Origin of the sequence: Cellvibrio sp. ARAG 10.3 (genome assembly GCF_051846955.1) — a bacterium.
Classification (GTDB): Bacteria; Pseudomonadota; Gammaproteobacteria; order Pseudomonadales; family Cellvibrionaceae; genus Cellvibrio.
This window is the reverse complement of the sequence record NZ_JBPYCU010000005.1, coordinates 142,279-167,341: the sequence shown is the minus strand read 5'-3', so window position 1 is coordinate 167,341 and position 25,063 is coordinate 142,279. Positions and strand designations below refer to the sequence as shown.

Annotated in this window: 32 protein-coding genes; 29 read left to right on the top strand and 3 right to left on the bottom strand. The window is 48.5% G+C overall.

The features are described from left to right. Positions 1-228: 228 nt before the first annotated feature. Positions 229-1,851 (top strand): autotransporter outer membrane beta-barrel domain-containing protein, encoded by a 1,623-nt coding sequence (locus ACSV5M_RS08630; RefSeq protein ID WP_439175548.1) that lies wholly within the window; start codon positions 229-231, stop codon positions 1,849-1,851. Beyond that, complete coding sequence (locus ACSV5M_RS08625; RefSeq protein WP_439175546.1) at positions 1,841-3,751, top strand: Calx-beta domain-containing protein; 1,911 nt, start codon at positions 1,841-1,843, stop codon at positions 3,749-3,751. Before ACSV5M_RS08630 ends, ACSV5M_RS08625 begins: the two co-directional genes overlap by 11 nt. 67 nt (positions 3,752-3,818) lie before the next feature. Here ACSV5M_RS08625 and ACSV5M_RS08620 read toward each other — a convergent pair whose 3' ends face one another. After that, on the bottom strand, positions 3,819-4,610 hold the full coding sequence (locus tag ACSV5M_RS08620) for a hypothetical protein (RefSeq protein ID WP_439175545.1): 792 nt from the start codon (positions 4,608-4,610) through the stop codon (positions 3,819-3,821). 250 nt (positions 4,611-4,860) lie between these two features. On the opposite strand from ACSV5M_RS08620, the gene ACSV5M_RS08615 reads away from it, so the two are divergent. Next, positions 4,861-5,568: a hypothetical protein gene (locus ACSV5M_RS08615; protein ID WP_439175543.1), complete on the top strand. Its 708-nt coding sequence runs from the start codon at positions 4,861-4,863 to the stop codon at positions 5,566-5,568. A gap of 18 nt (positions 5,569-5,586) precedes the next feature. Further along, positions 5,587-6,513, top strand: a complete 927-nt coding sequence (locus ACSV5M_RS08610) for a hypothetical protein (protein ID WP_439175542.1) — start codon at positions 5,587-5,589, stop codon at positions 6,511-6,513. A gap of 93 nt (positions 6,514-6,606) precedes the next feature. On the opposite strand, the gene ACSV5M_RS08605 is transcribed toward ACSV5M_RS08610, so the two are convergent. Then, positions 6,607-7,353, bottom strand: a complete 747-nt coding sequence (locus ACSV5M_RS08605; protein WP_439175541.1) for a DUF6748 domain-containing protein — start codon at positions 7,351-7,353, stop codon at positions 6,607-6,609. Positions 7,354-7,804: 451 nt separating this feature from the next. Between ACSV5M_RS08605 and ACSV5M_RS08600 the strand changes: the two genes are divergently transcribed. The 9 genes from ACSV5M_RS08600 to ACSV5M_RS08560 all read left to right on the top strand — a co-directional run bounded on the left by ACSV5M_RS08600 (position 7,805) and on the right by ACSV5M_RS08560 (position 15,235). Further along, positions 7,805-9,022 (top strand): efflux RND transporter periplasmic adaptor subunit, encoded by a 1,218-nt coding sequence (locus ACSV5M_RS08600; protein WP_439175540.1) that lies wholly within the window; start codon positions 7,805-7,807, stop codon positions 9,020-9,022. A 60-nt stretch (positions 9,023-9,082) separates the two neighbouring features. Beyond that, positions 9,083-9,781, top strand: coding sequence for an ABC transporter ATP-binding protein (locus tag ACSV5M_RS08595; RefSeq protein WP_439175538.1), 699 nt, complete (start codon positions 9,083-9,085; stop codon positions 9,779-9,781). A 2-nt stretch (positions 9,782-9,783) separates the two neighbouring features. Further along, positions 9,784-10,944: an ABC transporter permease gene (locus tag ACSV5M_RS08590; RefSeq protein ID WP_439175535.1), complete on the top strand. Its 1,161-nt coding sequence runs from the start codon at positions 9,784-9,786 to the stop codon at positions 10,942-10,944. 2 nt (positions 10,945-10,946) lie between these two features. Beyond that, positions 10,947-12,137, top strand: a complete 1,191-nt coding sequence (locus ACSV5M_RS08585) for an ABC transporter permease (protein ID WP_439175532.1) — start codon at positions 10,947-10,949, stop codon at positions 12,135-12,137. Positions 12,138-12,524: 387 nt separating this feature from the next. Further along, positions 12,525-13,223, top strand: coding sequence for a hypothetical protein (locus ACSV5M_RS08580; protein WP_439175530.1), 699 nt, complete (start codon positions 12,525-12,527; stop codon positions 13,221-13,223). 141 nt (positions 13,224-13,364) lie between these two features. Further along, positions 13,365-13,682: a hypothetical protein gene (locus tag ACSV5M_RS08575; RefSeq protein WP_439175527.1), complete on the top strand. Its 318-nt coding sequence runs from the start codon at positions 13,365-13,367 to the stop codon at positions 13,680-13,682. Between the two features lie 107 nt (positions 13,683-13,789). After that, a complete protein-coding gene (locus ACSV5M_RS08570) occupies positions 13,790-14,116 on the top strand; it encodes a hypothetical protein (protein WP_439175525.1) in 327 nt (108 codons plus the stop codon). A 69-nt stretch (positions 14,117-14,185) separates the two neighbouring features. Then, positions 14,186-14,677 carry a hypothetical protein gene (locus ACSV5M_RS08565; protein WP_439175522.1) on the top strand — a complete coding sequence of 164 codons (492 nt, stop codon included), beginning with the start codon at positions 14,186-14,188 and terminating at the stop codon, positions 14,675-14,677. Between the two features lie 93 nt (positions 14,678-14,770). Then, on the top strand, positions 14,771-15,235 hold the full coding sequence (locus ACSV5M_RS08560) for a hypothetical protein (RefSeq protein ID WP_439175520.1): 465 nt from the start codon (positions 14,771-14,773) through the stop codon (positions 15,233-15,235). 258 nt (positions 15,236-15,493) lie between these two features. On the opposite strand, the gene ACSV5M_RS08555 is transcribed toward ACSV5M_RS08560, so the two are convergent. Continuing rightward, a complete protein-coding gene (locus tag ACSV5M_RS08555; RefSeq protein ID WP_439175517.1) occupies positions 15,494-15,823 on the bottom strand; it encodes a hypothetical protein in 330 nt (109 codons plus the stop codon). 62 nt (positions 15,824-15,885) lie between these two features. Between ACSV5M_RS08555 and ACSV5M_RS08550 the strand changes: the two genes are divergently transcribed. The 16 genes from ACSV5M_RS08550 to ACSV5M_RS08475 all read left to right on the top strand — a co-directional run bounded on the left by ACSV5M_RS08550 (position 15,886) and on the right by ACSV5M_RS08475 (position 25,027). Continuing rightward, positions 15,886-16,323, top strand: a complete 438-nt coding sequence (locus ACSV5M_RS08550) for a DUF6756 family protein (protein WP_439175515.1) — start codon at positions 15,886-15,888, stop codon at positions 16,321-16,323. Positions 16,324-16,432: 109 nt separating this feature from the next. Further along, positions 16,433-16,726: a hypothetical protein gene (locus tag ACSV5M_RS08545; RefSeq protein ID WP_439175513.1), complete on the top strand. Its 294-nt coding sequence runs from the start codon at positions 16,433-16,435 to the stop codon at positions 16,724-16,726. Continuing rightward, positions 16,727-17,140 (top strand): hypothetical protein, encoded by a 414-nt coding sequence (locus ACSV5M_RS08540; RefSeq protein WP_439175511.1) that lies wholly within the window; start codon positions 16,727-16,729, stop codon positions 17,138-17,140. 293 nt (positions 17,141-17,433) lie between these two features. Then, positions 17,434-17,799: a hypothetical protein gene (locus tag ACSV5M_RS08535; protein ID WP_439175509.1), complete on the top strand. Its 366-nt coding sequence runs from the start codon at positions 17,434-17,436 to the stop codon at positions 17,797-17,799. A 166-nt stretch (positions 17,800-17,965) separates the two neighbouring features. Then, the gene (locus tag ACSV5M_RS08530) at positions 17,966-18,658 is read left to right on the top strand and encodes a phytanoyl-CoA dioxygenase family protein (protein ID WP_439175507.1); all 693 of its coding nucleotides are present in this window, start codon (positions 17,966-17,968) and stop codon (positions 18,656-18,658) included. A gap of 265 nt (positions 18,659-18,923) precedes the next feature. Continuing rightward, a complete protein-coding gene (locus ACSV5M_RS08525; RefSeq protein ID WP_439175505.1) occupies positions 18,924-19,475 on the top strand; it encodes a chlorite dismutase family protein in 552 nt (183 codons plus the stop codon). A 110-nt stretch (positions 19,476-19,585) separates the two neighbouring features. After that, positions 19,586-19,804, top strand: a complete 219-nt coding sequence (locus tag ACSV5M_RS08520; protein ID WP_439175504.1) for a hypothetical protein — start codon at positions 19,586-19,588, stop codon at positions 19,802-19,804. Then, positions 19,804-20,181, top strand: coding sequence for a hypothetical protein (locus ACSV5M_RS08515; RefSeq protein ID WP_439175503.1), 378 nt, complete (start codon positions 19,804-19,806; stop codon positions 20,179-20,181). The genes ACSV5M_RS08520 and ACSV5M_RS08515 overlap by 1 nt, the downstream gene beginning before the upstream one ends. A gap of 97 nt (positions 20,182-20,278) precedes the next feature. Then, positions 20,279-20,731 carry an SRPBCC family protein gene (locus ACSV5M_RS08510; RefSeq protein WP_439175502.1) on the top strand — a complete coding sequence of 151 codons (453 nt, stop codon included), beginning with the start codon at positions 20,279-20,281 and terminating at the stop codon, positions 20,729-20,731. Between the two features lie 62 nt (positions 20,732-20,793). Next, the gene (locus tag ACSV5M_RS08505) at positions 20,794-21,189 is read left to right on the top strand and encodes a VOC family protein (protein WP_439175500.1); all 396 of its coding nucleotides are present in this window, start codon (positions 20,794-20,796) and stop codon (positions 21,187-21,189) included. Positions 21,190-21,235: 46 nt separating this feature from the next. Then, positions 21,236-21,469, top strand: coding sequence for a hypothetical protein (locus ACSV5M_RS08500; protein WP_439175499.1), 234 nt, complete (start codon positions 21,236-21,238; stop codon positions 21,467-21,469). After that, the gene (locus ACSV5M_RS08495) at positions 21,466-22,032 is read left to right on the top strand and encodes a L,D-transpeptidase family protein (RefSeq protein WP_439175497.1); all 567 of its coding nucleotides are present in this window, start codon (positions 21,466-21,468) and stop codon (positions 22,030-22,032) included. The genes ACSV5M_RS08500 and ACSV5M_RS08495 overlap by 4 nt, the downstream gene beginning before the upstream one ends. A 126-nt stretch (positions 22,033-22,158) precedes the next feature. Beyond that, a complete protein-coding gene (locus ACSV5M_RS08490; RefSeq protein ID WP_439175495.1) occupies positions 22,159-22,524 on the top strand; it encodes an MmcQ/YjbR family DNA-binding protein in 366 nt (121 codons plus the stop codon). A 45-nt stretch (positions 22,525-22,569) separates the two neighbouring features. Continuing rightward, positions 22,570-24,099: an amidohydrolase family protein gene (locus tag ACSV5M_RS08485; RefSeq protein ID WP_439175753.1), complete on the top strand. Its 1,530-nt coding sequence runs from the start codon at positions 22,570-22,572 to the stop codon at positions 24,097-24,099. Between the two features lie 42 nt (positions 24,100-24,141). Further along, positions 24,142-24,609 (top strand): Cys-tRNA(Pro) deacylase, encoded by a 468-nt coding sequence (ybaK, locus tag ACSV5M_RS08480; protein ID WP_439175494.1) that lies wholly within the window; start codon positions 24,142-24,144, stop codon positions 24,607-24,609. A gap of 67 nt (positions 24,610-24,676) precedes the next feature. Continuing rightward, positions 24,677-25,027 carry a DUF2200 domain-containing protein gene (locus ACSV5M_RS08475; protein ID WP_439175493.1) on the top strand — a complete coding sequence of 117 codons (351 nt, stop codon included), beginning with the start codon at positions 24,677-24,679 and terminating at the stop codon, positions 25,025-25,027. Positions 25,028-25,063 lie beyond the last annotated feature (36 nt).

Below are 25,063 nucleotides of genomic sequence, written 5' to 3'. Positions count from 1 at the left end.
TTCATTTCTGGCACGGGCTTGGCTGCAGGTGTCAAACAACCCCTTTTACTTGGCTGCGTTTTATGTTTTGATTTCCCGTCTTGTGCGCCGGCCGGTATGAATCAATAGGCTGGCCAATCTCCCCGACGTCGCTGTGAAGCGCCTTAGTGTTACGGCGCAGGCTATCGGGCAACCCTCTCCAATAACATCAATGATCAGCGTCTAAAAGTCTGAAAGGAATGTAAGCTCATGAATTTCCCGGATAAATGTTCCCGCTCCCCGGCGCCGTCACGGCACTGGCTATCCCTGGGGTGCGGCGCTTTGTTGCTGACTGCTGCTACCAGTGTGCTCGCCGACCCTCCCACCGCCGTCAGCGACAGCCGCACCATCCCGGTCAACAGCAATATTACGCTCAACGTCCTCGCTAACGATTTTGATGCAGATGGCGACCCGATTGTGGTTGTCAGTGTTAGCGCATCCAGTAATGCGTCCATCACCCTGAACCCTGACGGCAGTATTTTTTATTCCCCCAATCGCGGCTTTCAGGGCACCGATACCTTTACCTACACCATCCAGGAAGAAACCGAAGAGGCACAGACCGCTGTCGGTACCGTGACCATTAATGTAGTGGAAGGCAGCTACGTTGAAGTCTCGGAAGGCGAGAATAATCGCAGCCTGGCGGTGGTGATGAACCAGGCCTGTGCGGCCTTGCGGGAAGATTCCGACAGTGAACTAGGTGCGGGCCGCCGCAACCTGTTGGAACGTTGTAATGCGTTGGAAGAAATGGCCACCAACAATCCGGATTCAGTCAACACCGCGCTGAACCAGATTGCGCCGGAAGAAACCGTCGCGCTGATGCGGGTGTTATCCGAAGCTAATCGTTCACAAACTGCTGCTGTGTCGCAACGTATCGGACAATTACAAGCGGGCAATAATGCATTCACATTTAACGGCATGGCTTCGCGTCATCACGGGCAAATCAGTGGTGGCGGGGCAGGTGATGGCGACCCTATCTGGTCGGCCATTGGTTTTTTTATCAGTGCGCAATATGAAGCCGCCGAGCGGGATGGCAGCGAATATGAATCGGGCTACGACTCTGACGGTAGTACCTTTACAGCGGGTGTGGATTACCGTGTGAGCGAAAACCTGGTGATGGGTGCGGCAGTCGGTTATACCCAAAACGAACTGGATTACAGCTTCCAGGGCGGCAGCCTCGACAGCGAAATTACCTCGTTTATTTTCTTCGGGGCCTATAACTGGGATCGCCTGTCACTGGAAACGCAATTGGGTTACGCCAGCACAGAATTTGATTCGGTGCGTCACGTCGCCTATGGCGAAGGGGAGGCTTCGGTGGATGACACCATGTATGGTTATACCGAAGGAGAACAGCTGTTGGTGAATGCGCAACTGCAATGGGAATGGAATCGTAACGCGTTAACGGTGTATCCCTTTGCGCGGTTTGATTATTTGAAAAACGATGTGGATGGTTATGGTGAAACCGGTGAGACGGGTTTGCCGATGATTATCGGTTCGCAATCCACGGATCAATTAACCCTGGGCGCGGGTGTGCAAACGACTTATGTGTTGAATCAAAATTGGGGCGTGCTGATTCCCATGGCGCAAGTGACACTGCTTAGCGAAGTCAGCTCCGGTTTTGATCCGGTGGCGGCACGTTTTGCTTACGACCCGGACCCGAACAATACCTTTACCCTGCGCAATGATGGAGAGGACCGTGCTTACTCGCAAATCGCTGTCGGTTCCTCGGCCATCTTCAAAGGTGGTGTCTCCGGCTTCTTCCAATATCAACAAATAGTGGGTTACAACAACCTTTCCGCGTATCAGGTACAGGCAGGTATTCGCTATGAATTCTAATTTATCGAACGTCTGGTCAATGACGATAAAAAAATCCTGGTTAGTGCTGCTTTTTGTTGGACTTTTTGCGCTGGCCGGTTGTGGCGGCGGTGGCTCTTCCGAAGCGTCATTGAATAACGACTTGCCGTCTCCGGTACCGGGTGGTGTTGGCGATGGCGGTGTAACACCGGGCCAAAACGGCCAGCCGCCAGCACAAACCGATGAGCTTGCGCTCTTGCCGAAAGTGACCGTCAGCGAGCGGCAATTTGCCGACCCGAATGTGTTGCTCACTCTGGACGGCACCGTCGAAGCCGCCGAAGGTGCAGAGATAGTACGCACACTTTGGATTCAGGTGAGTGGACCCACAGTGGAAATTCCGTCGCCTTTATCGCTGCGGAATTTAATCCTGATGCCGGATGTGAATACCGCCGTGCAACTGGAGTTCCGTCTGGTAGCGCTGGATAATCAAAACCGCATTAATTCCGCAACCACCTCCGTGCTGGTTAAACCGGTACCGACCTTTGTGAAAGTCATTGGTGGTGTGTTTAACGAAGCGGAGGGTTTAGCGACTTTCACCATACGTTTGAATGCAGCGAGCACGTTACCAGTGAGCGTTTCCTATATCACCCGGGACGGAACCGCCGACAGTGAAACCGACTATGTGTTTACCTCCGGCGTTTTGGTGTTCGAACCGGGCGAGGTAATGAAAGACGTTTCGGTTGAATTGATTGATGACACAATCATGGAAGACGATGAAAGTTTCAGCTTGCGCGTTACCGCCATCAATGGCGAAGAAACCCATGCAAATGTGGGCATTGCCATTATTCGCAACGGCGCCGAACCGCAGCAAACACAGCAACTGGCGTTTACTGATCCCGGCCCGGTGACAATTTATCTGGATGATGAGTACACCAATCCCATGAGTACGGAGATTCCATCACCGGGTACTGGCGATATTATGTATTCCTCGTCCAATACCGAAGTGGCTACCGTGGACGCGAATGGCGTGGTCGTGGGTGTCGGGCTTGGTGAAGCGCAAATCACCGCAACCAAATTAGCGGATGATGTGTATTTGTCGGCGAGTGCGAGTTACAACATCCAAGTGATATCGCGCGGTACTGCACCGGAGATCAGTATTTTACTTCCCGATGAGGTATCTATTGAACCCGACGAGGCGGTGTCCATTGAGTTGGGGGCAACGTTGGAATTATTCGGTGTCGCCATTGACCAGGAAGAGGGCGATCTACCGACGCAAGCACAACGCGATGAAAGCTCTGCGACTGGTCAGCCGATCACATCCTTGACCTGGGAGTCCGATCTGGATGGCTTTCTCGGTTATGGTGATGCCCTTGATATTAATACCTTAAGTATGGGGACCCACCTCATTACTTATTCTGTGACGGACAGTGATGATAATACCGGCACCGATAGCGTTCGCGTACTGGTGGGCAATATTGCACCTTCTGCTGGTATTGAGGCCTCGCCAACCTATTGTCCTAGCGAAGATGATCCTGCCAATTGCTACAGTCCGGATAACGTCAATGATTCAAACTTGAGTACGGCTCTGGGGGGACAAACCAGTTGGACGCATGAGCAAAACCAATTCCCCGCTGAGATCAATTTTTACTGGTCATTAGTAACCGTTAATACTGTCGATATTTATTCAACGGAGGGATTCCCGGTAGCTGATTACGATATTCTGGATTCAGGTCAGGTGTTGTTGGAGTCTATCAGAGGCAATACCGAGGTTTACCGTTCTCACCCAATTCCGGAAACAATAACTTCACAATTAACAATCCGGGTTTTAGCTGGCCCGACAAACCAGCCGGGTTATGGTCGTATCAATGAGGTGGTGGTATTCGGAGAATCCCAATCATTTTCCTCGGCGGCAGCCGTAACGCCACCGGCAGTGACGGAATAAAACCGCAAGCATAAAAAATCCCTGGCAGACACAGACCTGCCGGGGATTTTTTATTGTTGCATGCCATTTACTGCACGGGACGAATACTCACGAAGTTGCTATACAACCCATCCACATCGAAAGTGGCAATTTCAAACTCATAATCACCTTGTAAATAATCAAAGTAATAAGTGTCGGTATAACCGCTGTCGATCGTGACTGTCTCAAAATCCGTTGCAGATTTTAATTTATACCTCACCTCATAGCCGCCGATTTCGCGGATATCCAGATACTCGCCATTCTCCCGCTGCGTCGGTATCGACCAATAAATAACGGCTGGGCCATCAAGCGGTCCAACATGTTGGGCGGCGGAAGACGCTTGGCTGGATGCGGCTGAAGATAACGCGGCGGAGGAAGAACTTACCGCAGCCGGTGCCGAAGACGTTTGCACCGGCGAAGGCAGCGATTGCTGGCTGGATGATGACGAAGAGTGCATACCGGGTTTGGGGGTGGAATCGGGCGATTGGATGGATTGTGAACTGACGGCGTTGGATTGGGTGTTGTTGTTATTGTTGGTCGATCCCGACGCGCCGCCACCACAGGCCGCCGTCAATAACGGCGCGATAAAGGCCATCACCAAGGTTGTCTTGCGCAATTTGCGTTGCCAGGTCAGGCCGCTGTCCAACTGGGAGCGGTTGATAAAGCCCAGCTCAATTAAAATTTCACCTAACTCCTTGTGGCTACCATCATCTTCACCATGCTGTGCGTTAAACAAACGCTCCTGTTGCGTTTCAATCGCGCGCATGAGTTGATGTCGCGTAAGCGTACCCCGCTCAACCAGCAGATCACCGAGCCGGGTGGACTTATGGATATCGGACATAAGTAACCTCCTGTTAATATACGCTGTCGTTTTTATAATCGTATGAATCTAAAAGCGGCCCATCGACCGATGGCGTGATTCATCAAGGCGAATAATAAAGATAGTTGGTGACTTGCCGTATAGAAAGCGCAGGCCCCACTATTTTTTACAGACGCTGAAAATGATTCGATGTAATTTGGGATTCTGGCGACAATGCAATCAGCCTTTTTTCCTATCTGTGTGATAACGTTTAACAGGAGGTAGTTCAGCCATGGGCTCAGGATATTTTCACGCTAGGGTTATTCGTCTTGCAGGTGTGTTGGCCGGTCTTCTGGTCAGTGTGTGGGCCAATGCGAATGTTTGGTACACCTCACCCTCGGTATTACCCAAGCGCTATGCGCAGTTATCGCTTGGTAGCCAGCCCCTGGATGATGCCTGGTATGTGCATGATGAAACCGGCAATCAATATATAGCCGAGGTGGATGCCATTCATCACCTGGGTTTGATGTTGCAATTCCCGCGCAAGAACGGCGTGATTGAGTACGGTTTTGAAGGTGGCGCACACGTCGGTTACAACAGCGACCGCCGTTTGTTTATCCGCTTGGGCAGCGAGAGCTCAGTGCTGGACATTGACAGCAGTTTATGGACCGGCGATGTTTCTGTGGGCACGTTTTTGAGTATCAAGCCGCAGCCTTGGCTACGGTTTTTTTATGCCGCAGGGCCCAGCCTGTATTGGGGCAAAATCAGTGGCGATGACGACAATCAAAACGATGACGGTTTTGTCATAGACACACGCTCCAATAACGGCTACATCGGTTTGAATATTTATCAGCGCCTCGGCATGGAGTTTACCTTTAGCAATGGCCTCTCCCTTGGTGCCAGTGTGCGGCATATCAACGCTTCACTGGATTTCGGACCCAACGGGCGTGTTGATATTAATGAGCCGCATTATTCCGTAATATTAGGCAGTCAATTCTGATTTTTGCAGGACGTTAATTTGTTGCCCTCCATTCGTTTACTCGCGCGTGACCCTTCGTTATCCATTCCCTTGTTGGCATTGATCCTGGCCCTGCCATTCTTTTTTATTGGCGGGCCTGACTGGATGTCCGGTCCCTTATACCGCGCTGTGTGGGATCTGGGGCATATCGGATTCTTTGCTGTGCTGCTGATGCTGATCCAGCGGCGTCATCCTTTGGATCATTGGCGCTGGTGGTTGTGGGTTACACTGATCGTTTTTGCGGTAGGCGGTGTGATTGAATTCCTGCAGACCAAAGTGGGCCGCGACGGCAATTGGGGTGATGTGCTGGGCAATCTTACCGGCGCCTGGCTGGGCTTATTCTGGTTTCAAAAACCAAAGCCCTGGGTGTGGCTGGGTCGAGCCGCTGCATGTTTCCTGTTAATTTTTCCTTTGCTGACGGTAGGGCGATTAGCCTTGCTGCAATACCAGACCGCGCAAATCTTTCCGCTGTTGTGTGGCTTCGAACATCCACGCGATATCAGCCGGTGGGACGGCAACATTGAGCGAACCACAGAACACATTACGCAAGGACAATTCGCAGCCAAGGTGCAGCTCGGCACAACCGGTTTTGCCAAAGCCGCATTGCGGCAATTCTTTGGTAACTGGATCGGTTATCAAACCCTCGCGTTTGAACTCTACAATCCGGATAGTGAACCACTGAACATGACCCTGCGCGTTCACGACGCGCGGCATGAGTTAGGCAACTATGCGCACACGGATCGATTCAATACGCGCATTGTCCTCGAACCCGGCTGGAATCATTATCGGTTTGATTTGCAAACCATTGCTGCTGCGCCCCAAGGTCGCACGATGGAATTATCGTTGATTCGTGGAGTGGAAATTTTTGCGTCGGGGTTAACCCGGCCGAAGACAATTTTTCTCGATAACCTGCGGCTCGAAAAATAAATTAAAAAAGTGGCGGCAAGGACTGGTCCTTGTCGCCACAAAGAAGTCACAGGATAGGTGACTTGGAATAAATGACAGCCTCAATTACCAGATCTATTTTTTCTCCGGATAACTGAAAAATACTTTGGTGGCCGCAATGCCAGTGCCTGGCCCGGTCATACCTTCTGATTCATATTTCACGCCGGTAATTACCAAACCTTCGCTGGCTACCGCTTGCCAGGCGCGGCTGGTTTGCTCGCGATCCAACTCTGCTTTCTCAAGATTCAGCTCATCAAATACCGTGGCATAGGCTGTGTTGATTAATTCTGCTTTGTAATAAGGGCAGGGTGTGGTGATGCACACAATACCGGTGCTGGAAATACGCAAATAGGGGCCGTAGGCGTCGCGCTTGTTAGCGCTTACCCAGGCGCCGTTTGCATGTAAGGTTGCCAGGCGCGCTGAATCCTGCGGTGTGATGCTATGGCGGCTGAGCAGGCCGCGCAACAATACCTGTTCGTTATGGATACGTGCTTCCAGTTCGCGAACCTGTTCATCCGTCAAGCCCAGGCGGCGATAATCAATGTAAGCGACATAGATAGATTTTGGTGGCAGGAGTGAGTGTTCATACGCAGTGTCGTCGTCTTCCAGTTGCTGTGAAAACTGATTCACTGGTGTCAAAAACCAACCGCCGCACATCGGGAATGCACATTTGCGGTAGTCCGGTTTCACCACGTAAGTGGAACCTTCGTTAGGCGCCGGGCTGATGACATCCTGCGCAACGAGCCAGGGCGAAAAAGCCAGTAAACTGAACAGGCCTATTTTTAACGAACGTGTTATCGACCAACGGAATAAAAATTTCATATTTCTGTCCCTCGTTATTGAAATGATGGGGTAAACCACCGCAGTGGTTGTCAGGCCCTTATGATGCTAGTCAATGAAAGCTGATAGCGCCCTCTGCTTATTTATTTGCACGACACTAATCTGTAAAAAAATGTAGAAGTGTGATGAGCGGCGCATGACATTTGTCATTGGCGATTCGTGACATTCGCAACTGTCGCGCGAATGGCATCTGTTGCATTCTGTCCATGAAGCCTGCCGTTGCTTGGAGACAGACTTCAGCCAACCTTTATCTTTGGCGGTTGCAGGCAACCGCCCTTTTCATCACCAGCGCTCTGCTGACAAAGGCTGTCAGTTGGTTAAGCCTATACTTGTCGCCGCCCTGAGGTTGGCAGCGGAAGACTTGGTTTTATCAGGTAAGGGTGTTTTAATCGGCGACGAGCACTTCTGGTAAACACTCGTTAGGGACCTATTTGTGAACGATAAAAGTGATCTGTTGGCGCAGTTGCGCATTGACCACAATGATAAAGATGTTAACAGCCATCATGGGCGCTGGATTGTCGGAGCACTGATTGCGGTACTGCTGGTGATCGGCATGATCTGGTTCTTCTCCAGGCCCGATCCGGTAGAAGTGCGTGTGCAAATGGCGCGCATGGCGGTGATTGATCCCGCTTCTGCAAGCGTGCTGGATGCTACCGGTTATGTGAAAGCACGTCGCTATGCCACGGTGTCATCCAAGGTGACCGGCAAGGTGATGGAAGTGCTGGTAGAAGAAGGGATGAGTGTCGAAAAAGATCAGGTAGTCGCGCGGTTGGATGATTCCAATACCCGCAAGACGCTGGCGCTTTACCAGGCGGAATTGGTATCTGCAAAAACCCAGGTTGCTGAAACCCGCGCGCGGTTAACCGAAGCAAAACTAACCTGGGAACGCAATGCCGAATTGGCCGCCAAGCAGTTGGTCAGCACCGCTGAACTGGATCGTGCCAAAGCCAATTATGAATCCTTGCAAGCGCAATTGGCCAATCGCGAAGCCGGTGTGGTGTTGGCGCAGCGCCGCATCGCGATTGAACAACAATTTCTGGACGACCTGGAATTACGCGCACCCTTCGCCGGTGTGGTGATCAGCAAAGATTCACAACCCGGTGAAATGATTTCGCCGGTATCCGCTGGCGGCGGTTTTACCCGCACCGGCATTTGTACACTGGTGGATATGGCGTCGCTGGAGATCGAAGTGGATGTCAACGAAGCCTACATCCAGCGCGTGCGCCCGGAGCAACCCGTGCAGGCAACGCTGGAAGCCTATCCGGATTGGAAAATTCCCGCGCGGGTGATTGCGATCATCCCCACAGCGGATCGACAAAAAGCCACGGTAAGGGTGCGCATTGCGTTTCAGGAACTCGACCCACGCATCCTGCCGGACATGGGCGTAAAAGTCGCGTTTATGAGTGGTGAACCGGCCGGGCAGGGCGTCGCGCAGCAACAAGGTATTCGTGTGCCGGCGTCAGCGGTAAGAACCCAGGACGGCGAGCGCATTATGTTTGTGGTGAAAGACAACATCGCCCAACAGCGTGTTGTGCAACTGGGCGGTAACTTCGGCAGCGAGATGTATATCACCAGCGGCCTTAATCCCGGTGAGGATTACGTGGTGGAGATGCCGATTGATTTAGAAGACGGTGACCAGGTTATTTTTTAACGCAGCCGTTTTTAACAATAACGATTTAACACACATCTAAAACAGTGGAGGTCATGGGCTATGTCCGCACCCGAATCATCGGAAGTACTGGTCAAGTTGCATCAGGTAGGCAAGGCCTACAAAAAGGGCAAGGAATTGGTGAAGGTGTTAGCCAATTTGAATCTCGAAATAAAGCGCGGCGATTTCCTTGCGCTGATGGGGCCATCCGGTTCCGGTAAAACCACCTTGCTTAATTTGTTGGGCGGACTGGACAGCCCCACCGAAGGCGAATTGAGTATTGCCGGGCAACGCATCGATAAATTTTCCTCCAGCCAGTTAACCCGCTGGCGTGCGCGCCACGTTGGTTTTATCTTTCAGTTCTACAACTTGATGCCGGTGTTGACCGCCGAGCGCAATGTAGAACTGCCGTTGCTGTTAACCAACCTCTCCAAAAAAAAACGTATGCAGCATGTGGCGGCGGCGCTGGAGCTGGTCGGCTTGAGCGAGCGCGCCAAACATTACCCTAGTGAATTGTCCGGTGGCCAGGAGCAGCGCGTCGCCATCGCCCGCGCCATCGTGTCGGACCCGGATTTATTATTGTGTGACGAACCCACCGGTGACCTGGATCGCGCTACAGCGGATGAAATTCTGTCATTGCTGCAAGAGCTGAACGAAAAGCAACAGAAAACCATCATCATGGTGACCCACGACCCGCGCGCTGCGGACCACGCCAAACAGACCTTGCATCTCGATAAAGGCTCTTTGATCACAGGAGCATAACGATGAAATATCTCTACTTTATCTGGAAGAACCTGGGCCGCAAAAAAATGCGTACCCTGCTGACGATTCTGTCGATCACTATCGCCTTTTTGTTGTTCGGTTTGCTGCGCACCCTGGGCAGCGCATTTGAAATGGGTACTGAATTATCCGGCGAAGATCGCCTGGCTACGATTCACAAAATTTCGCTGATTCAACCCTTGCCCTTCAGCCATGTCACCAAAATTCAGGCTGTCGACGGTGTTGAAGCTGTGACGCATGCCAGTTGGTTTGGCGGTTACTATCAAGACCCTAAAAATCAATTCGCGCAGTTTGCGGTAGAAGGCGATAAATATTTTTCTATCTATAGCGACTTGATGACTGTCCCGCCGGAGCAGATGGATGCCTGGATGAAAAATCGTATCGGTGCGGTAGTAGGGCGCGCGACAGCGGATCGTTTTGGCTGGAAGGTGGGTGACCGGGTGCCGATTATCTCGACGATCTTCCCGCAAAAAAATGGCAGCTACACCTGGGAATTCGAGATCGAAGGCATCTACGATGTAAAAGACAAGCGCGCCGACAGCACCGCATTTCTGTTCCATTACGACTACTACGACGAAGCCAAAAGTTTTGACAGCGGCACAGTCGGCTGGATTGTGGTGAAGGTAGAAAACCCGGCCGAATCCGCGCGCATTGCTACGGAGATCGACAGCCTGTTCGCCAACTCCTTTGCGGAAACCAAAACCAGCAGCGAAAAAGATTTTGCCGCATCCTTTGCCAAACAATTTGGCGATATCGGTTTGATCACCAGTTATATCCTCGGTGCAGTGTTCTTCACCATGTTACTCGTCGCGGGCAACACCATGGCGCAATCGGTACGGGAGCGCATTCCCGAATTGGCAATTTTAAAAACCCTGGGCTTCTCCGACCTCGCGGTGCTGAACATGGTGCTCGCCGAATCGCTATTGATTTCCTGCATCGGCGGCGCATTGGGATTAGGCGCCGCCTGGCTGGTCACCAGTGGAATGGCCGACCAGGTCGCCGCGTTTATGCCGGGATTTGTGATGAGTGCATCCGTGGTGACCCTGGGCATTGTGGTGATGTTATTACTGGGATTGCTCACCGGCATATTGCCCGCCTTGCAAGGCATGCGCCTGAGCATTGTTAACGCATTAGGGAGACGCTGATCATGTTTAACGGTTTATCACAAATTGCCATCATCACCGCCATGAATCTGCGCAACCTGCCTCAACGTATCGGCACCTCATCGGTTGCCGTGTTTGGTGTGGCCTGTGTGGTTGGTGTATTGATTGGTGTAATGTCCATGGCCAGCGGCTTCCAACGCACCATGACCAACGCCGGTTCACCCACCACCGCCATTGTCATGCGCACCGGTGCTACATCGGAATTAAACAGTGGCATCAGTTACGAACAAAGCCAGCTGATCGCCAACGCGCCGGGCATACAGCGCGCCGACGGCCAGCCGATTGCATCGGCAGAACTCTATGTGATCGTGGATTTAATCAAACGCGCCACACAAAGTTCAGCCAACGTGCCTTTGCGCGGCGTCAACGCCAATGCATTCAAGGTGCGTGACAGCGTAAAAATTATTGAAGGCAGAAACTTTGAAGAGGGGCGCAACGAATTGATTGTCGGGCGCGGTGCTCACACACAATTTGCCAACCTTGATGTTGGCTCCACCATTAAGTTCGGCCCAACAGAATGGACCGTGGTCGGTATCTTCAGCGCGGGTGGCGGCTTATCGGAATCAGAACTCTGGTGCGACGTACGCATTCTGCAAAACGCCTACCGGCGCGGCAACAGCTTTCAAAGTGTGCGCGTAAAACTCACCGACTCCGATGCCCTGAGCGAATTAAAAACTGAACTCGCCTCCAACCCGCAACTGGACATGGACGCACAATTGGAAACAGAATACCTCGCCGCACAAGCCGAACCGGTAAGCATGTTTATCAAAGCCGTCGGCTACCCGGTCGCCATCCTCATGGCACTCGGCGCCATCTTCGGCGCGATCAACACCATGTACGCATCCGTCTCCACCCGCACCCGTGAAATCGCCACGCTACGCGCATTGGGATTCGGATCATTCCCTGTCGCCTTCTCCACATTGTTCGAGTCCCTTGTGCTATCACTTATCGGCGGCGCCATCGGCTCGCTGGTCGTGTTCCTGCTATTCAACGGCTACTCCGTATCCACTCTCAACTTTTCCAGCTTTAGCCAGGTTGTATTCGACTTCGCCGTCACCGCCGACTTACTGATTCAAGGCGTCTTCTTCGCCGCGATCATCGGCATCATCGGCGGATTCTTTCCAGCCATACGCGCCGCGAAACTACCGGTGGCCACTGCGTTGCGAGAGACGTGATGTAAAAGGAAGTGTGGAATACGAGAAAGCGCCGGGTGAAAGCTCGGCGCTTTTTTGCTTTTGGTAATCATGGTTATCGAGGTTTTTATACAGTGTATTGAAAGCCTGCCTGAAACCTTGCGCGTTTAGCTGCTATTGAGTGCGCGTTAATCTCCTTGCGTTTTTGGGAAAGCTGATTATAGTCAATGGTTTAACGGCTTCGTTGAGAGAGATAACGCGCAAGTGGTGCGAGATTAACGCGCATGCGCGTTTTTGTTCCGGGGAAAGTTTTGGAAAATCGACATTTTCCTTTCAGTATTAGTGGGTTATTGGGCTTTCTTGAAGAAGGGTGTTAGGTGGGAAACGCGCATGCGCGATATACAAATGTTAAGCTCCCAAGGAAGTAGTATGGAATTTGATATCGGAAAATGGTTGGGGCGTATCCTATATGAACCTGGATACTATTCTGATCTATGCCAGTACGTAAAGAGCGACGAACACCTAAACTCTCATCTTGAGTCGAGAACTATATTCAGCTTTGAGGATGGAGAGAAGAAGATTTCAGATCTCAATCCTGAATTCAAAAAGCATCTTGTAGACGGGCTCGCGTCATCGGTTGTTTCTGCGGTGGATACATTGTCCACACAGATGATTGTTGTGGCTGTTACGTTGACCGAAGGAATAATGAGCGAGTTTTTAGAAAGCCTATTTTGCAAAAAACCAGAAAGAATGCATGATTTCCTAGCTCATGGAAACGTGCGGGGTGTTATCCCAATGTCAATAATTTTGGAATCTGATTCGAAGCAAGAGATAATCGCGAAACTAGCCAAGATTTGCTCCGCCAAAGCGATGGAAGGTAAATTTGAAAAGTCTATTTCGAGAATCGAGAGCTTATCAAATAGTCATTTGGGTCACGAAATCAAAAATAAACTTATAGAGTTGGCCAGAAAAAGAAATCAAATCATACACGAAGCCAAAATGCTTGGTATTGAAGAAAGTGATGTTAAGCAAGCTTATGATCTCATGTACAGTTTTTTACGCTGGCTGGGAATTGCAGCCGTAAAAAACGGTGTTCCCGTGTATGATCCTGGTGGATTGGTTAAATGATTAGCTTAACAATGCTGTCCAGTCGACGCTTTGGCCTACGCTCCGTTTTGGGGTGGCTCCGCCACTTTGCCCCAAAACTCCACTACAGCCAAAGCGCGCCTGACAGCGGCGTTATACATACACTCCGGTTAGGAAAGTTCAATGCTAGAAGAACAGGATTTTGACGAACTAGAAGGTGCATCTATCGCCGAAAAGCGACGGGCAATCAATCTCGCTTGCCGGCGGTACTCTTGGTACAAGGATCGACAGTATCTGAAAAAGTGCGCCATAGTACTTTTATCAGCTATCGTTGTAGCGTCAGCGGCGCTCGTTGTTTTGCCTGGTTCGGTCTGGCTAATCCCGGTTGTTGCATTCACTACGGTGATAGTAAGCTACCTATTGCGCTCGGATGAAGCGGAAAGAATTCGACCTCTCCTGAAACAATCGCTAAATGATGTGCGCCGGCATGCTCACATGTAAGTATAACCAATTGCTCAAGTACACTACGGGCCTAGCGGCCCTTCGTGGGACGGCCTACACTTCGTTTCGGCCGCCCCTTAGCAAAACGTTATGCAATCGGAGAAATTATGAAAATATTTTTAGCCGCACTATTAATCATGCTCTCCTTTTCCAGCTATGCCGACAACAAGGACTATGAGTATTGTCTAATTTGGGGGGTTGCGGGCGGCGCAGAAGATCAATTTATACAAAACCTCGTAGATAAGGTTTTGGAGAAAAAGGGAATAAGTCAATTTGATAAAGTATGCTCAACGCTCAAGCAAACGGCTTATGCACATGGGCGGCAGTTTTCGCAAGGCAGCACAACGAATACCGAAGCGCAAGAAAGCTGGACTTTGTATCAAAAATTTAGAGACAAAGTAATGACCAATTTGGTTGAACTATTAAAACTTTAAGCATGCATAACAAACGTATCATGCCGCCACTTCGTGGCTGGGGCGTTATGCACATAAGGAGTAAGCTGCTTGCTCAGTAATATTATCGCAATTCTAGCTATAGTAATTGCGCTGTTATCAGCTGTTTATGCCCGCCAATCTCGTCAGGCGGCAGAGAGGTCTAATGAAATAGCCATTCGGCAGAACCTCAGACCTAGCAGGCTGCGGGCTTTCGAACTTATAAAGAGCCACGCGAAGTTCTGTATGAAATACCGAACAGCTCAGGTGGTCGGCATATACAAAGGAACTACCGCTCTACTTGACCAGTGTGATGACTTCAAATGGGAAATTGAACGACTCGGCCCTATGGAAATGCCAGACATAGAAGCATTAATCCCACAGTTTCGAAGCAAAGGCGTTGAGCTTCAGCGTGCTTTGGATCGCCTAAATGCTAAACGCCACGATCCAAATAGCAAGGAGTATGAGTTGGCAGAGGATAGCGTGAACGCAATAGTTGATTGGTTCTCAGTCGAAGAAAAAGCCTTGAATTCTAAATTTGAGAAATATTTAACAAGCGCATAACAAGGCACACCATTACGCCGCCGCAAGCGTCGGCGGGACGCTCGTAAACTCGCGCCCATGTGTGCAACGTTATAGCTCAAGGAAGCTCCGACAATGAGGTTTACCTTTATTTTAATTCTGTTATTGATCGGTGGTTGCGCATCTACGTCAAATTATGAAGATAGAAACATTGCGAACTATGTTGTCGGTCAATGGGAGTGGGAAGAAGGTCCCGACAATTGCGATGCACTTGTGAATATGGCTTTTAAGAAAAATGGTACTTACACTCGCACAAGCGAAAGTTGTGATCTAGCCGATGACGGTTTTGGAATGTTTTACTATGGTTGGTATGTTGCCAACCAGCATATCTGCTTCATCTATATTAAAGCCGAGTTCAAAGAAGAAAAACCTAACAAAAAACTTCTCAAAGCCATATATCGTGAAAAGAAAGAGCAAGGTTTTACCAAAGAATCATGCAACTGGAAAGTTGAAAAAATCAAGAAAAATGCAATTACCATCCTTCAGACGTATGGAGAGGAATCGTTGCGTTTTACAATGCTGAGAAAGCGGTGGCTATAAAAAAGCCGTGCACAGCGGGAAATTTTCCGTCGTTTTTTGTGGCGGTCGCTACCCTGTCAGAACAAAAAAACTCCAAAATTGCCGCGTGACGGCGGCGTTGAAGTTGTAGAAAAACTCCGAATAGTCTCTTGGGCAAGACATAGCTCAAGTCTCAATCTACTCTATGCTTATGCTAAGCAATCTTGTTTAAATGTCTGGCAAACGTTTTAATTCAAAAGGCTGGGAATGGCGATATTCTTAATATCGTTTTCTATAGCCTCATTGTGACTGGTCATGATTGGAGTATACGGAAATGTTAATTGCGTTAATCCCATTCACATTTTTTGTGCTATTCGTATTTGCATTACTGTTGTTGCTCGCTGGTATTGGGCGATACGCTGTATTTCTACTCCAGCTTAATCGCCGTCCGGGTGGACAGGTCGCTACCACCTTTGGGTTCATCACCACTGAAGGAGTGATTGCTAAGGCGACTGTATTGAATTTATTTTTGATATCTTTTCTAATTTCTATCTTGGTTTTTGTGGTGATGGTGGCTTCCAAATTTTTCGGAGCGTAAATCTCATGTGCAAGGTTAAGCATTGCTGCCATAACAAGTCACATCAATCAACCGCCTGTAGCGGCATTTGCTCCCCGCGTTAGCTGAAGGCACTATGGAAGCACAGTGGATAAAATCGGCGGTTATTGCACTAAATCTTTCTCAAGAGGGTATTCGGCAGCTGCCTGTAGATGAATCGGAAAAATTGAAGGCTTCAATCAAGGGGACTTTTCTGGACCTAGCAGATCCCCAGTGGTGGTCAGAGCATTTGATAGGCCAGCAGTGGGCTCAGCAGGTTGAGGATGCCTGGAAGTACCTGCCAGTCCTTTGTCCCGATGAAAAGGTTTGGTTTATTCCTCTGGACGGGCGTTGCTCAGCTATCTATGAGAGTGCTCCCAGTCTTATATCGAGCGTGCTGGGTGAATGCCCTGCGTTCGAGTATGCTCTGGTAGGTAAGAGTCTGGACTGGATACTTATTGAAAATCATCATAATTGTCTCATCGGATGTGGTCATGCCATTACTCGCAGACTTGTTGATGAATTCGGAAGCTAACATGCAGCGCATGTACAACTCCCGGTCCGTCGGACTTATTGTGCTGAGCACAGCAAAAAACAACTGCACTCCGGCCATAGTCGGGCGTTATGGATACTTGGTGAATTGAATGGGCCGAAAACTGACACCAGAACAAAAAGCGTTATATAAACGTATAGACGAAATCATCTTCTACGATTGGGACCCTATTGGGATATCAAATACCGATTGGCCTCGTGATGAATATGAAACATATGTCCCTCGCATCTTTGGTGCGGTCATTAGAAATGATGATCCTGAACCGATTGCGGCCCTGCTTGGAGTACTTGAATATGACATCATGGGGCTTTCGCCAGCCGAGAGCCGTAATTTAACTACTGCGAAAAAGATGCTATCGGTAAAAGCCGAACTTTTGGGTGAGTAAATGAATTTCATGAATTCGAAATGTCCAGAGTGGGAAATACCGGAAGACTTGGAAGAAATTATTGCGGAAGAAGAATCATGGGAAAGTGAAGCATGGTTGCCAATTCTTCTTACTGTTATGGGCGGGACAATCTACAGAGGAAGAGAAATACCTCTTGCATGGCAAATTGAGTTTGAGCCTGGTAGTGAGGAGTTCGAAATTCCAAACAAAAAAATATCTGAGCTGGGCTTTGAGCCTGACGGATATGGCTGGGCAAGCGCAATACAATCCGTCGCTAATACACTTCACCCGGAAATCGTTAGCGAGCTTCATTTCGGGGACACGGAAGAGTCAACCTGCGTAGTTTGGGTTGAATCTGAAAGCGTTTGTAAAATTCTTACGCAAATAGCATGGAATTTAATTAACGTTAAATAAGTTCGGCTGATTGAGGCGTTATGAAAGAGGACGAGAGGGTGAAGGTTGGTCACGGGTGGCTCCACAAGTGAATGTCATGGCAGGACGGGCTAACGGTCCTGGAGTTGGGCTGCGGTGAAGGCATCGACTCTGCAATTCTCCGTGAGTGTGCAGGACTATTGGTGTCAAGCGATATTAAGCAATACGTAAGTTGGTCTGGAGGCGGAGCCTACGTGGTCCTTGATCAATAAGCCGCTATTTCTGCGCCTCCAAAATCGTCACAGAACTCGGTGTTAGCAATCAAGGCAGAGATTATGCGAATTTCTGTGATCAAAGGTGTTGCCAGAAATATTGCCCATTTCGCATTGAGCGGAAGTGCCTACGGTGCACCTGAAAGAACATTGGGTGAGCGTCGATCTGGCTTAGAGGTGAAGGTCGCTATATTGGCCGGAGAGCCGCCCGAGCTTCCCGGTAAAGCCGTGTTCATGCAATCTGCATCGGAGAAACTGCTTTCCATACTCCACTCGGTTGGTCTCAGTCACGGGGATGTTCAATATGCATTTGCCGAGTTTTATTTCAAGGGGCAATGTAGAGGAGCTGATAAGTGTGTCGTTACTATCAAACTCAAAGATGGCCGTAGCGTCAGCGGGTCTCATCTGAATAATACATTTGGCCGTTAACAATTAGCAGAATAGCGACACTTATACAAAGGCATTTGCACCCGGTGTGACGCACACAGGCTGAGAACTTCGCGAAGTAAGCTTGCGTACTTGAATCAGATTTTTAAAAAATCTTAAAGGGTTATTTCAGAGAGCTTTATGCCATAGAGGATCAGTAGGTTCAGACGTGACAACAGAACAAGAAAAAGCGTTTCGTGAAAAAGGTTGTATTTATATTCCCGGCGCGCTGGAGAAAAACGTGGTTCAGCCGGTGAAGGATCATGTGCTCAAAGAACTAAAGGGACTGAATATCTGGTCGACGGGGAGAGTTCTGTCCCAAAAATTAAAAGGCGTCCCGGTGTTTCAGCAAACTGGAAAACTGGGCCAGTTGATAAGCTATCCCGGCTTAAATGAGAAGCTTGTTTCACAAGAGCTGTATTCTGATATGTGCATATTGGCTGGCGCATCATTACAAGCCCAGACTGGCCAACTGCTCATTTCGTTACCGCATCAAATTGCTTGGACGCTTGAGGGATTAAACTGGCATCGTGATATTTCCAAATCTCCGTTGAGGGGGATTCCGGGGGTTCAAGTTTTCGTTCTATTGGATACTGTGGCAGTCAATGGAGGGGCAACCTTAGCCTTGGTCGGCTCACACAAGTTGAAAAACCAATCTCAAACAAAGGAGGTTATATCAGTGCTCACGAGTCATAGTGCAAACCATAGTGTCAATATTGGTGGGATCGAGCTATCGATTATGGAGATGTTGGGTCGACCGGGAGATGTTTACCTGATGGATATGCGGGTTCTGCATACGCCTTCAATCAATGCAACCAGAAACGTTCGATTAATGGCAACAGCACGGTACTTTGCAGAATAATGGCGATATTCAAGATAAGTTAGACGGTCAAAAATAGATCTGGCAATCATCCTTCAAATAGTTGACTTTAGAACGCGAGCTTGGCGTGGCAGTCAGCAGTACTCTGTGTCAGAGCCTGTGGTGGTAAAAGATGGCAAGTATTTCGCAAGATAGATCAGGCCTTCGCGGCGCTGCTCACATTATGCGGCTTTGCGGGCTTCGCTAAGCGCACCTTTGCGCAAAATGCGTGCAATATAAGCATTAAACACTCAGGACATCTCATCACATGAACAACCATTATTCATTTATCGGCGGCTCCGAAGGGGCTTGGCAGGTCGTCAGTTGTGAAACTGTCATTGGTGCGCCTCTTGAAACGGTACAGAGGGTCAATGTCGTTAATATGCCCTCAATTAATTTGGCCGAACGTGGCACCTGGGTGCTTCAAGGTTTTACAAGCAATGTTCGGTACGCCGAACGGCATGAAATAAACCAGCTTCGCGCAAAACAGGAAAACTTGAATCGCCCAGCCTCATCATGCGCTGCGCTCATTCCAATTAAAAAGACCGACGACTGGTGGGCCATGCCCCAGGATGAACGACGCAAAATTTTTGAAGAGCAGTCACATCACACAGAAATTGGCTTGGCATATCTTCCCGAAATCGCACGACAACTACATCATTCACGTGATCTCGGTGAGCCGTTCGATTTCTTAACGTGGTTCGAATTCGCACCAGAGCATACGGACTTGTTCAATAAGCTATTGGTACAGTTGCGCTCGTCAAAGGAGTGGGAATATGTCGAGCGCGAGATAGATATCCGGCTTGTGAAAAATGTTTAACAAAAGATTCAACCCCCTTAGCTACGCTGGCTGAAGCCGTTATGTGCTTTAAACGCTGAAATCCATTTATGTTCGTATGTTAGCTTAAGCTATTCACAAAAGGAGAATTTATGAAATTTGATATGTCAATTACTGATAACTATGCATCCTTCATCGATAAGGATTCAGGTGTAGCTGTATTCGTAGACTCTTTCGACAATCAAGAATTTGAGGTACGAATTGGGACCATTAATGAATCAGAATCTGCAGGCAGTATTTTTGCACAAACAAGCGAAGAACTGAATGCCAAGCTGGCCGCTCTATTTTCAGCACACACAGGAGAGAAATAATGGGAATTTCAATAAATGAAATATCTGTTTTAGAGGCTGTGCTGAATGAAAAATTTTCAAAGGAGCGTCTTAGGTTCAAGATGTCAGTTCATTTTGTGAAAGACAGAATGAATGATCCTAGAAATACACCAGCTATAACTATTACGGAGCTTCAAGGCATATTTAATCGGCTTACAACAGTTTATTTAAGCCAGCTAATGCGCCTGGAACACAACGACTCATTTAATGTTCGCTGTACAAAATCAGACATTAATATCCCATGTGCAATATCAAAAACGAAAGATTCTACGGGAAAGGATAATCGAGACGTAATTGCAATTACTGTTATGCGTAAAGCCAATTTCGTTTCAAAAGATCCTATCGAATTCAAGGTGTAGATACGAGCAGTACGCATCAGGGCGAACCGCTTGTGCTGGGCGATGAGACAGTTCCGAGTGGTAAGGCTGAGAGCGCTTATATAGAAGGACTCAATTAATGAAAATTAGCAACCCAGTGGTAGAAGCTCAAATGCTTATTCGTCGGTCAGTAGTCGATTGCTTTGAGGCTTTTGTAAATCCGGAAATTACTACGAAGTTCTGGTTCACTAAAAGCAGTGGTCGTCTTGCGCTAGGCAAAAAAATACGCTGGGATTGGGAAATGTTCGGTGTTGGTGATTCGCTCACGGTCAAAGAATTTGAAGAAAATCGTCGGATACTGATTCAGTGGGAATCTGACCCAACAATAGTTGAATGGCGTTTTGAAGCCCATGGGCCTGAAGCTACGTTGGTAAAAATATCTAATTGGGGTTTCGTTGGAGATCGCGACGAAGTGTTATCCCAGGCAATCGATGCAAAAGGCGGTTATACAATGGTGCTCGCGGGGCTCAAAGCATGGCTTGAGTATGGAATTGAGCTCAATTTGGTTCTCGACCAGTTTCCAAAAGATTAACCGACTTAATTACTGCCGGCATAATAAATCCATTAGTTTGAATCAATTTAAGGAGACGCACGATGAAAAGCAACCCTGTTGTTCATTTCGAGATTTACGTGGAAGACATGACTCGCGCTAAAGCGTTTTATGAAGCAGTCTTTGAAACCAAACTTGAGCAGATGCCCAACCCGACTCCTGAGATGGAGATGGACATGTGGTTCTTTCCCATGGATAAAGATACCGGGATGAGCAGTTACGGTGCGGGTGGGATGCTGGTCAAAATGGACGGTTTTACGCCCTGCAGTGGTGGGACACTGGTTTACTTCGGTTGCGATGACTGTGCGGTCCAAGCTGCTCGTGCTGCGGAGCATGGAGGCAGTATTTTTCAGGAGAAAACCTCCATTGGCGAGCACGGTTTTTGCGCGGTGGTCCGTGACACGGAAGGTAATCTAATTGGATTGCATTCAATGAATTAACACCTGTTGATAATGTTGCTTACCTAATATAGAAAACGATGTTGATATGAAATTCTATCTTCTCGCACTCTTATACATCTTTGTTTTCTTTGGGTCGATATACGGCTTATTTGTAGGCGAGCTGAATATTGGATTCGGTGCTGACTCTGCGTTCAATTTATCCATTTCAGGGTGGGTCAAAAATCTTGTATGCGCACTGGGCTTGTTGGTAGTTGGCGCTGTGTCTGCCTGGCCAATAGTTAATGCAGTTTATAAGGCCATAACAGGGGCAGAAAAATGATAAGAATAAATTCATTGTATGGTTATTTCGTTAGATGCTTTCCCGTCTTCATTGAGGGCTGCGGTTACGCCTCACGTAATTTATGTGTAGTAGGTAAACTTGGGCTGTTGATCCTTTTGCATGTTAACGCTGTTTCCGCTGAGGTAGACCTCGTTAAGGTCGATAAATCGGAAAATAAAATGTATTTGATGAATGGGGAAAATATCCTTAAAGAATATCGCGTGGCATTGGGAGATAACCCAAAAGGTCATAAACAGAAGGAGGGGGATGAAAGAACACCGGAAGGTACTTATAGCCTTGATTACAAAAAAGAAGATTCCGCTTTTTATCGAGCGATGCATATAAGCTATCCAAATGAAAAGGATAAAGAGGAGGCCAAGGCGCGCGGTGAGTCACCAGGGGGATTTATAATGGTGCATGGCCAAAAAAATGGACTTGGCTGGTTTGCGCCAATTTTACAGAATTTTAATTGGACGAATGGCTGCATTGCCTTAACAAATGCAGAAATGGACGAGTTTATGCAGTTGGTAAACGTTGGGACGCCGATCCAGATTGAGTGGTAAAATTGACTATCATTGCCTTTATAGCTTGAGGAATTAATATTCATAAAGCGTTTCCGGTTTTACTGCGAAGGCGGAATGATCAACCGGAAATTCTGGTATTCAGGCGCTCGTTGAGCGGAGTCCGACATGACCTACGAAGAATACAATAGCTTCTGTAACGCCCTGCCAGCTACTTCTTACGTTAACCAGTGGGGTGGTGCGCACGTATGGAAAGTAGGGGGAAAAGTTTTCGCTATCGGCGCAACCACAGCACCGGATGGGTTGGCTGTGTCTTTTAAAGTGTCGGAAAATAATTTCAACGTGCTGAAAGATCAGCCAGGCTTCAGGCCAGCGCCTTATTTGGCCTCGCGCGGAATGAAGTGGATACAACAATACGACACGTCGGCAGAGCATGCAGAGGAGTTGAAATATTACATAAAAGAGTCTCACCGTATCGTTTCACTGGGCTTATCAAAAGTGAAGCAGAGAGAACTTGGCCTAAACCAACATTAACGTGTAACGGTTGCGTTGTTCAATAATAAATTGGAGTTGAAGGTGATGTTCAGAGTGTTAAGGAAGGCAGTAATAGTTATTTCAGTATTATTGTTATGTTTGGTTTCACTTTTCTTTGTGGGTGTTTTTTGGCCGCAGGAGAGCGTTGAGCCTGTTAAGACGGATTCACCGCTGGCACTGGTTAACGTGTCTGTCATTGATCTTTACGCGGGCGAAATACGTTCGAATCAGACGGTTCTTATCGACAACAAAACAATAAAATTTGTAGGTCCAGCTGATGCAATAGCGCTGCCGGATGAGGCCATAAAGGTCAATGCGCGCCACCAGTATGTTATGCCAGCCTTGTGGGACATGCACACCCATATCTACAAAGTTACACCGCTTTTGGATTTGCCGTTATATGTTGCCTATGGTGTGACCAATGTCAGGGATATGACGAGCTGCCCGAAGCAGGGTGATCCCTTTGCGGCATGTCCGGAGGATCTAAAGCACTGGAACCAGGCCGCTGCAAATGACCAACTCGTCGGGCCGCGCATCCAGGGGATTTCAAGCTGGCAACTGAATGGTCCCGGAATTCATGAGCGTATCAAAGATCTACCGGATTTTTTTGGTACGTCAAATGCGCAGCAAGCCAGGGAATTTGCGCGTTATTATGAGGGCAAGGTGGATGCCCTGAAAGTTTACGACTATATCCCGCGCGATGCCTATTTTGCTGTGGTAGATGAGGCAAAAAAGCTGGGGTTGGATGTTGTGGGGCACAGGCCACACGCGGTGAGTGCAATCGAAGCGGCGCAGTCACAAAAAAGTATTGAGCATGCCCGGTTTATTTTGCATGAATCATTTCCCGGTAGCCGGGAATTGCGAGAGTCGGCAGAAAAGGGTGAATGGAAAGAGGATCGGCGCCGGATGTTGGATGAGCATGATCCGTACATGGCTTCCGCTATATTCAAGGCTATGAAAGACGCTGGAACATGGTACGTGCCGACGCATCTCACCCGTAGGGTCGATGCTTATGGCGAAGAGCCTATCATTTTGGATGACCCTATCATTAAATATTTACATCCGTTAATGAAATGGCAATGGCTTGAGGATGTTAACAAGGTTATTGATGAGGACCCGTCCTCGGAAGCGCGCCAAACCTATCGGGATTTTTACCACAAGGGGCTTGAGTTGACGGGCAACGCGCATCGTGCAGGTGTAAAAGTCCTAGTGGGTACCGATTATATTGTGGCTGGCGTAACGGTCCATCACGAGATGGAGCAATTGACTCTCGCCGGGCTGACGCCTCTTGAAGCACTTCGTGCCGCGACGATATTGCCGGCCGAATATTTCGGGCTGCAGGATGAATATGGAAACGTTGCACAAGGCATGCGGGCAGACCTCATACTGTTGCGGAAAAACCCGCTGGAAGATATCAGGAATTCATTATCCATTGAGTCGGTTATATTTAACGGTAATCTTTACGACAGGATGCGTCTTGATAACATTGAGCGTTTAGTTGAAAGCAGGGCCAATAGTTGGAGTATCGCTTGCAAAATAGTGTGGGAATTTATAAAAAATCCTGTCGGATATTAACCCGGTGAAACATCTGTTTGTTAACGCGAGTAAGAGATTCATATGACACCCGGAATCAATATTGCAAGGCAACACAAAATTGTTCATCGTGTTCATGAGTATGCGCATGACGCATCAAGCGAGTCCTATGGATTAGAGGCAGCAGAAAAATTAGGCGTGCCAGGTGAGCAGGTGTTTAAAACGCTGGTGGTGGCGCTTGATAACAAGGCGTTGGCCGTTGGTGTGATTCCTGTGTCGTCCATGCTCAGTATGAAGCTGATCGCAAAAGCTGCCGGTGCAAAAAAAGCCGCTATGGCTGATCCGGCCGATGTGGAACGAGCAACGGGATATGTCTTGGGTGGCGTGAGTCCACTTGGCCAAAAGAAGCGGCTCAAAACCATTATTGATTCGTCTGCTGAGAAATTCGCCACTATTTACGTCAGTGCTGGTCGCCGAGGGCTGGAAATAGAATTGAGTCCGGTGGATCTTAAAAAATTAACTAATGGTTTGTTTGCCGAGATATGTCAATAACCCATTTCCCATAATCGTGGTGTGAGCATGGTGCCGAGCTCAGCCTCTAGCTAACGAAGGTGTGCTGATGTCCAAGCATAGAATTTTTGAAATGCCCTTTGCAAAAGTTTATCCGATGTATATTCAAAAGGCTGAACGAAAAGGCCGAACTAAGGAAGAAGTAGATAAAATTATTTGTTGGTTGACGGGTTATAGCGAGGCGGGATTACGAAAGCAAATCGACGCGGAAAAGAATATTGAAACCTTTTTCAGCGAAGCGCCAGCCATGAACCCTAATGCATCGCTTATTAAAGGGGTTGTGTGCGGCATTCGCGTTGAAGAAATCAATGATCCGCTGATGCAAAAGGTTCGTTATCTCGATAAATTGATTGATGAGCTTGCAAAGGGCAAGGCGATGGAGAAAATTCTCAGACAATGAGAGCCTTGTCCACTAATTAACTACCCATTTCTCATT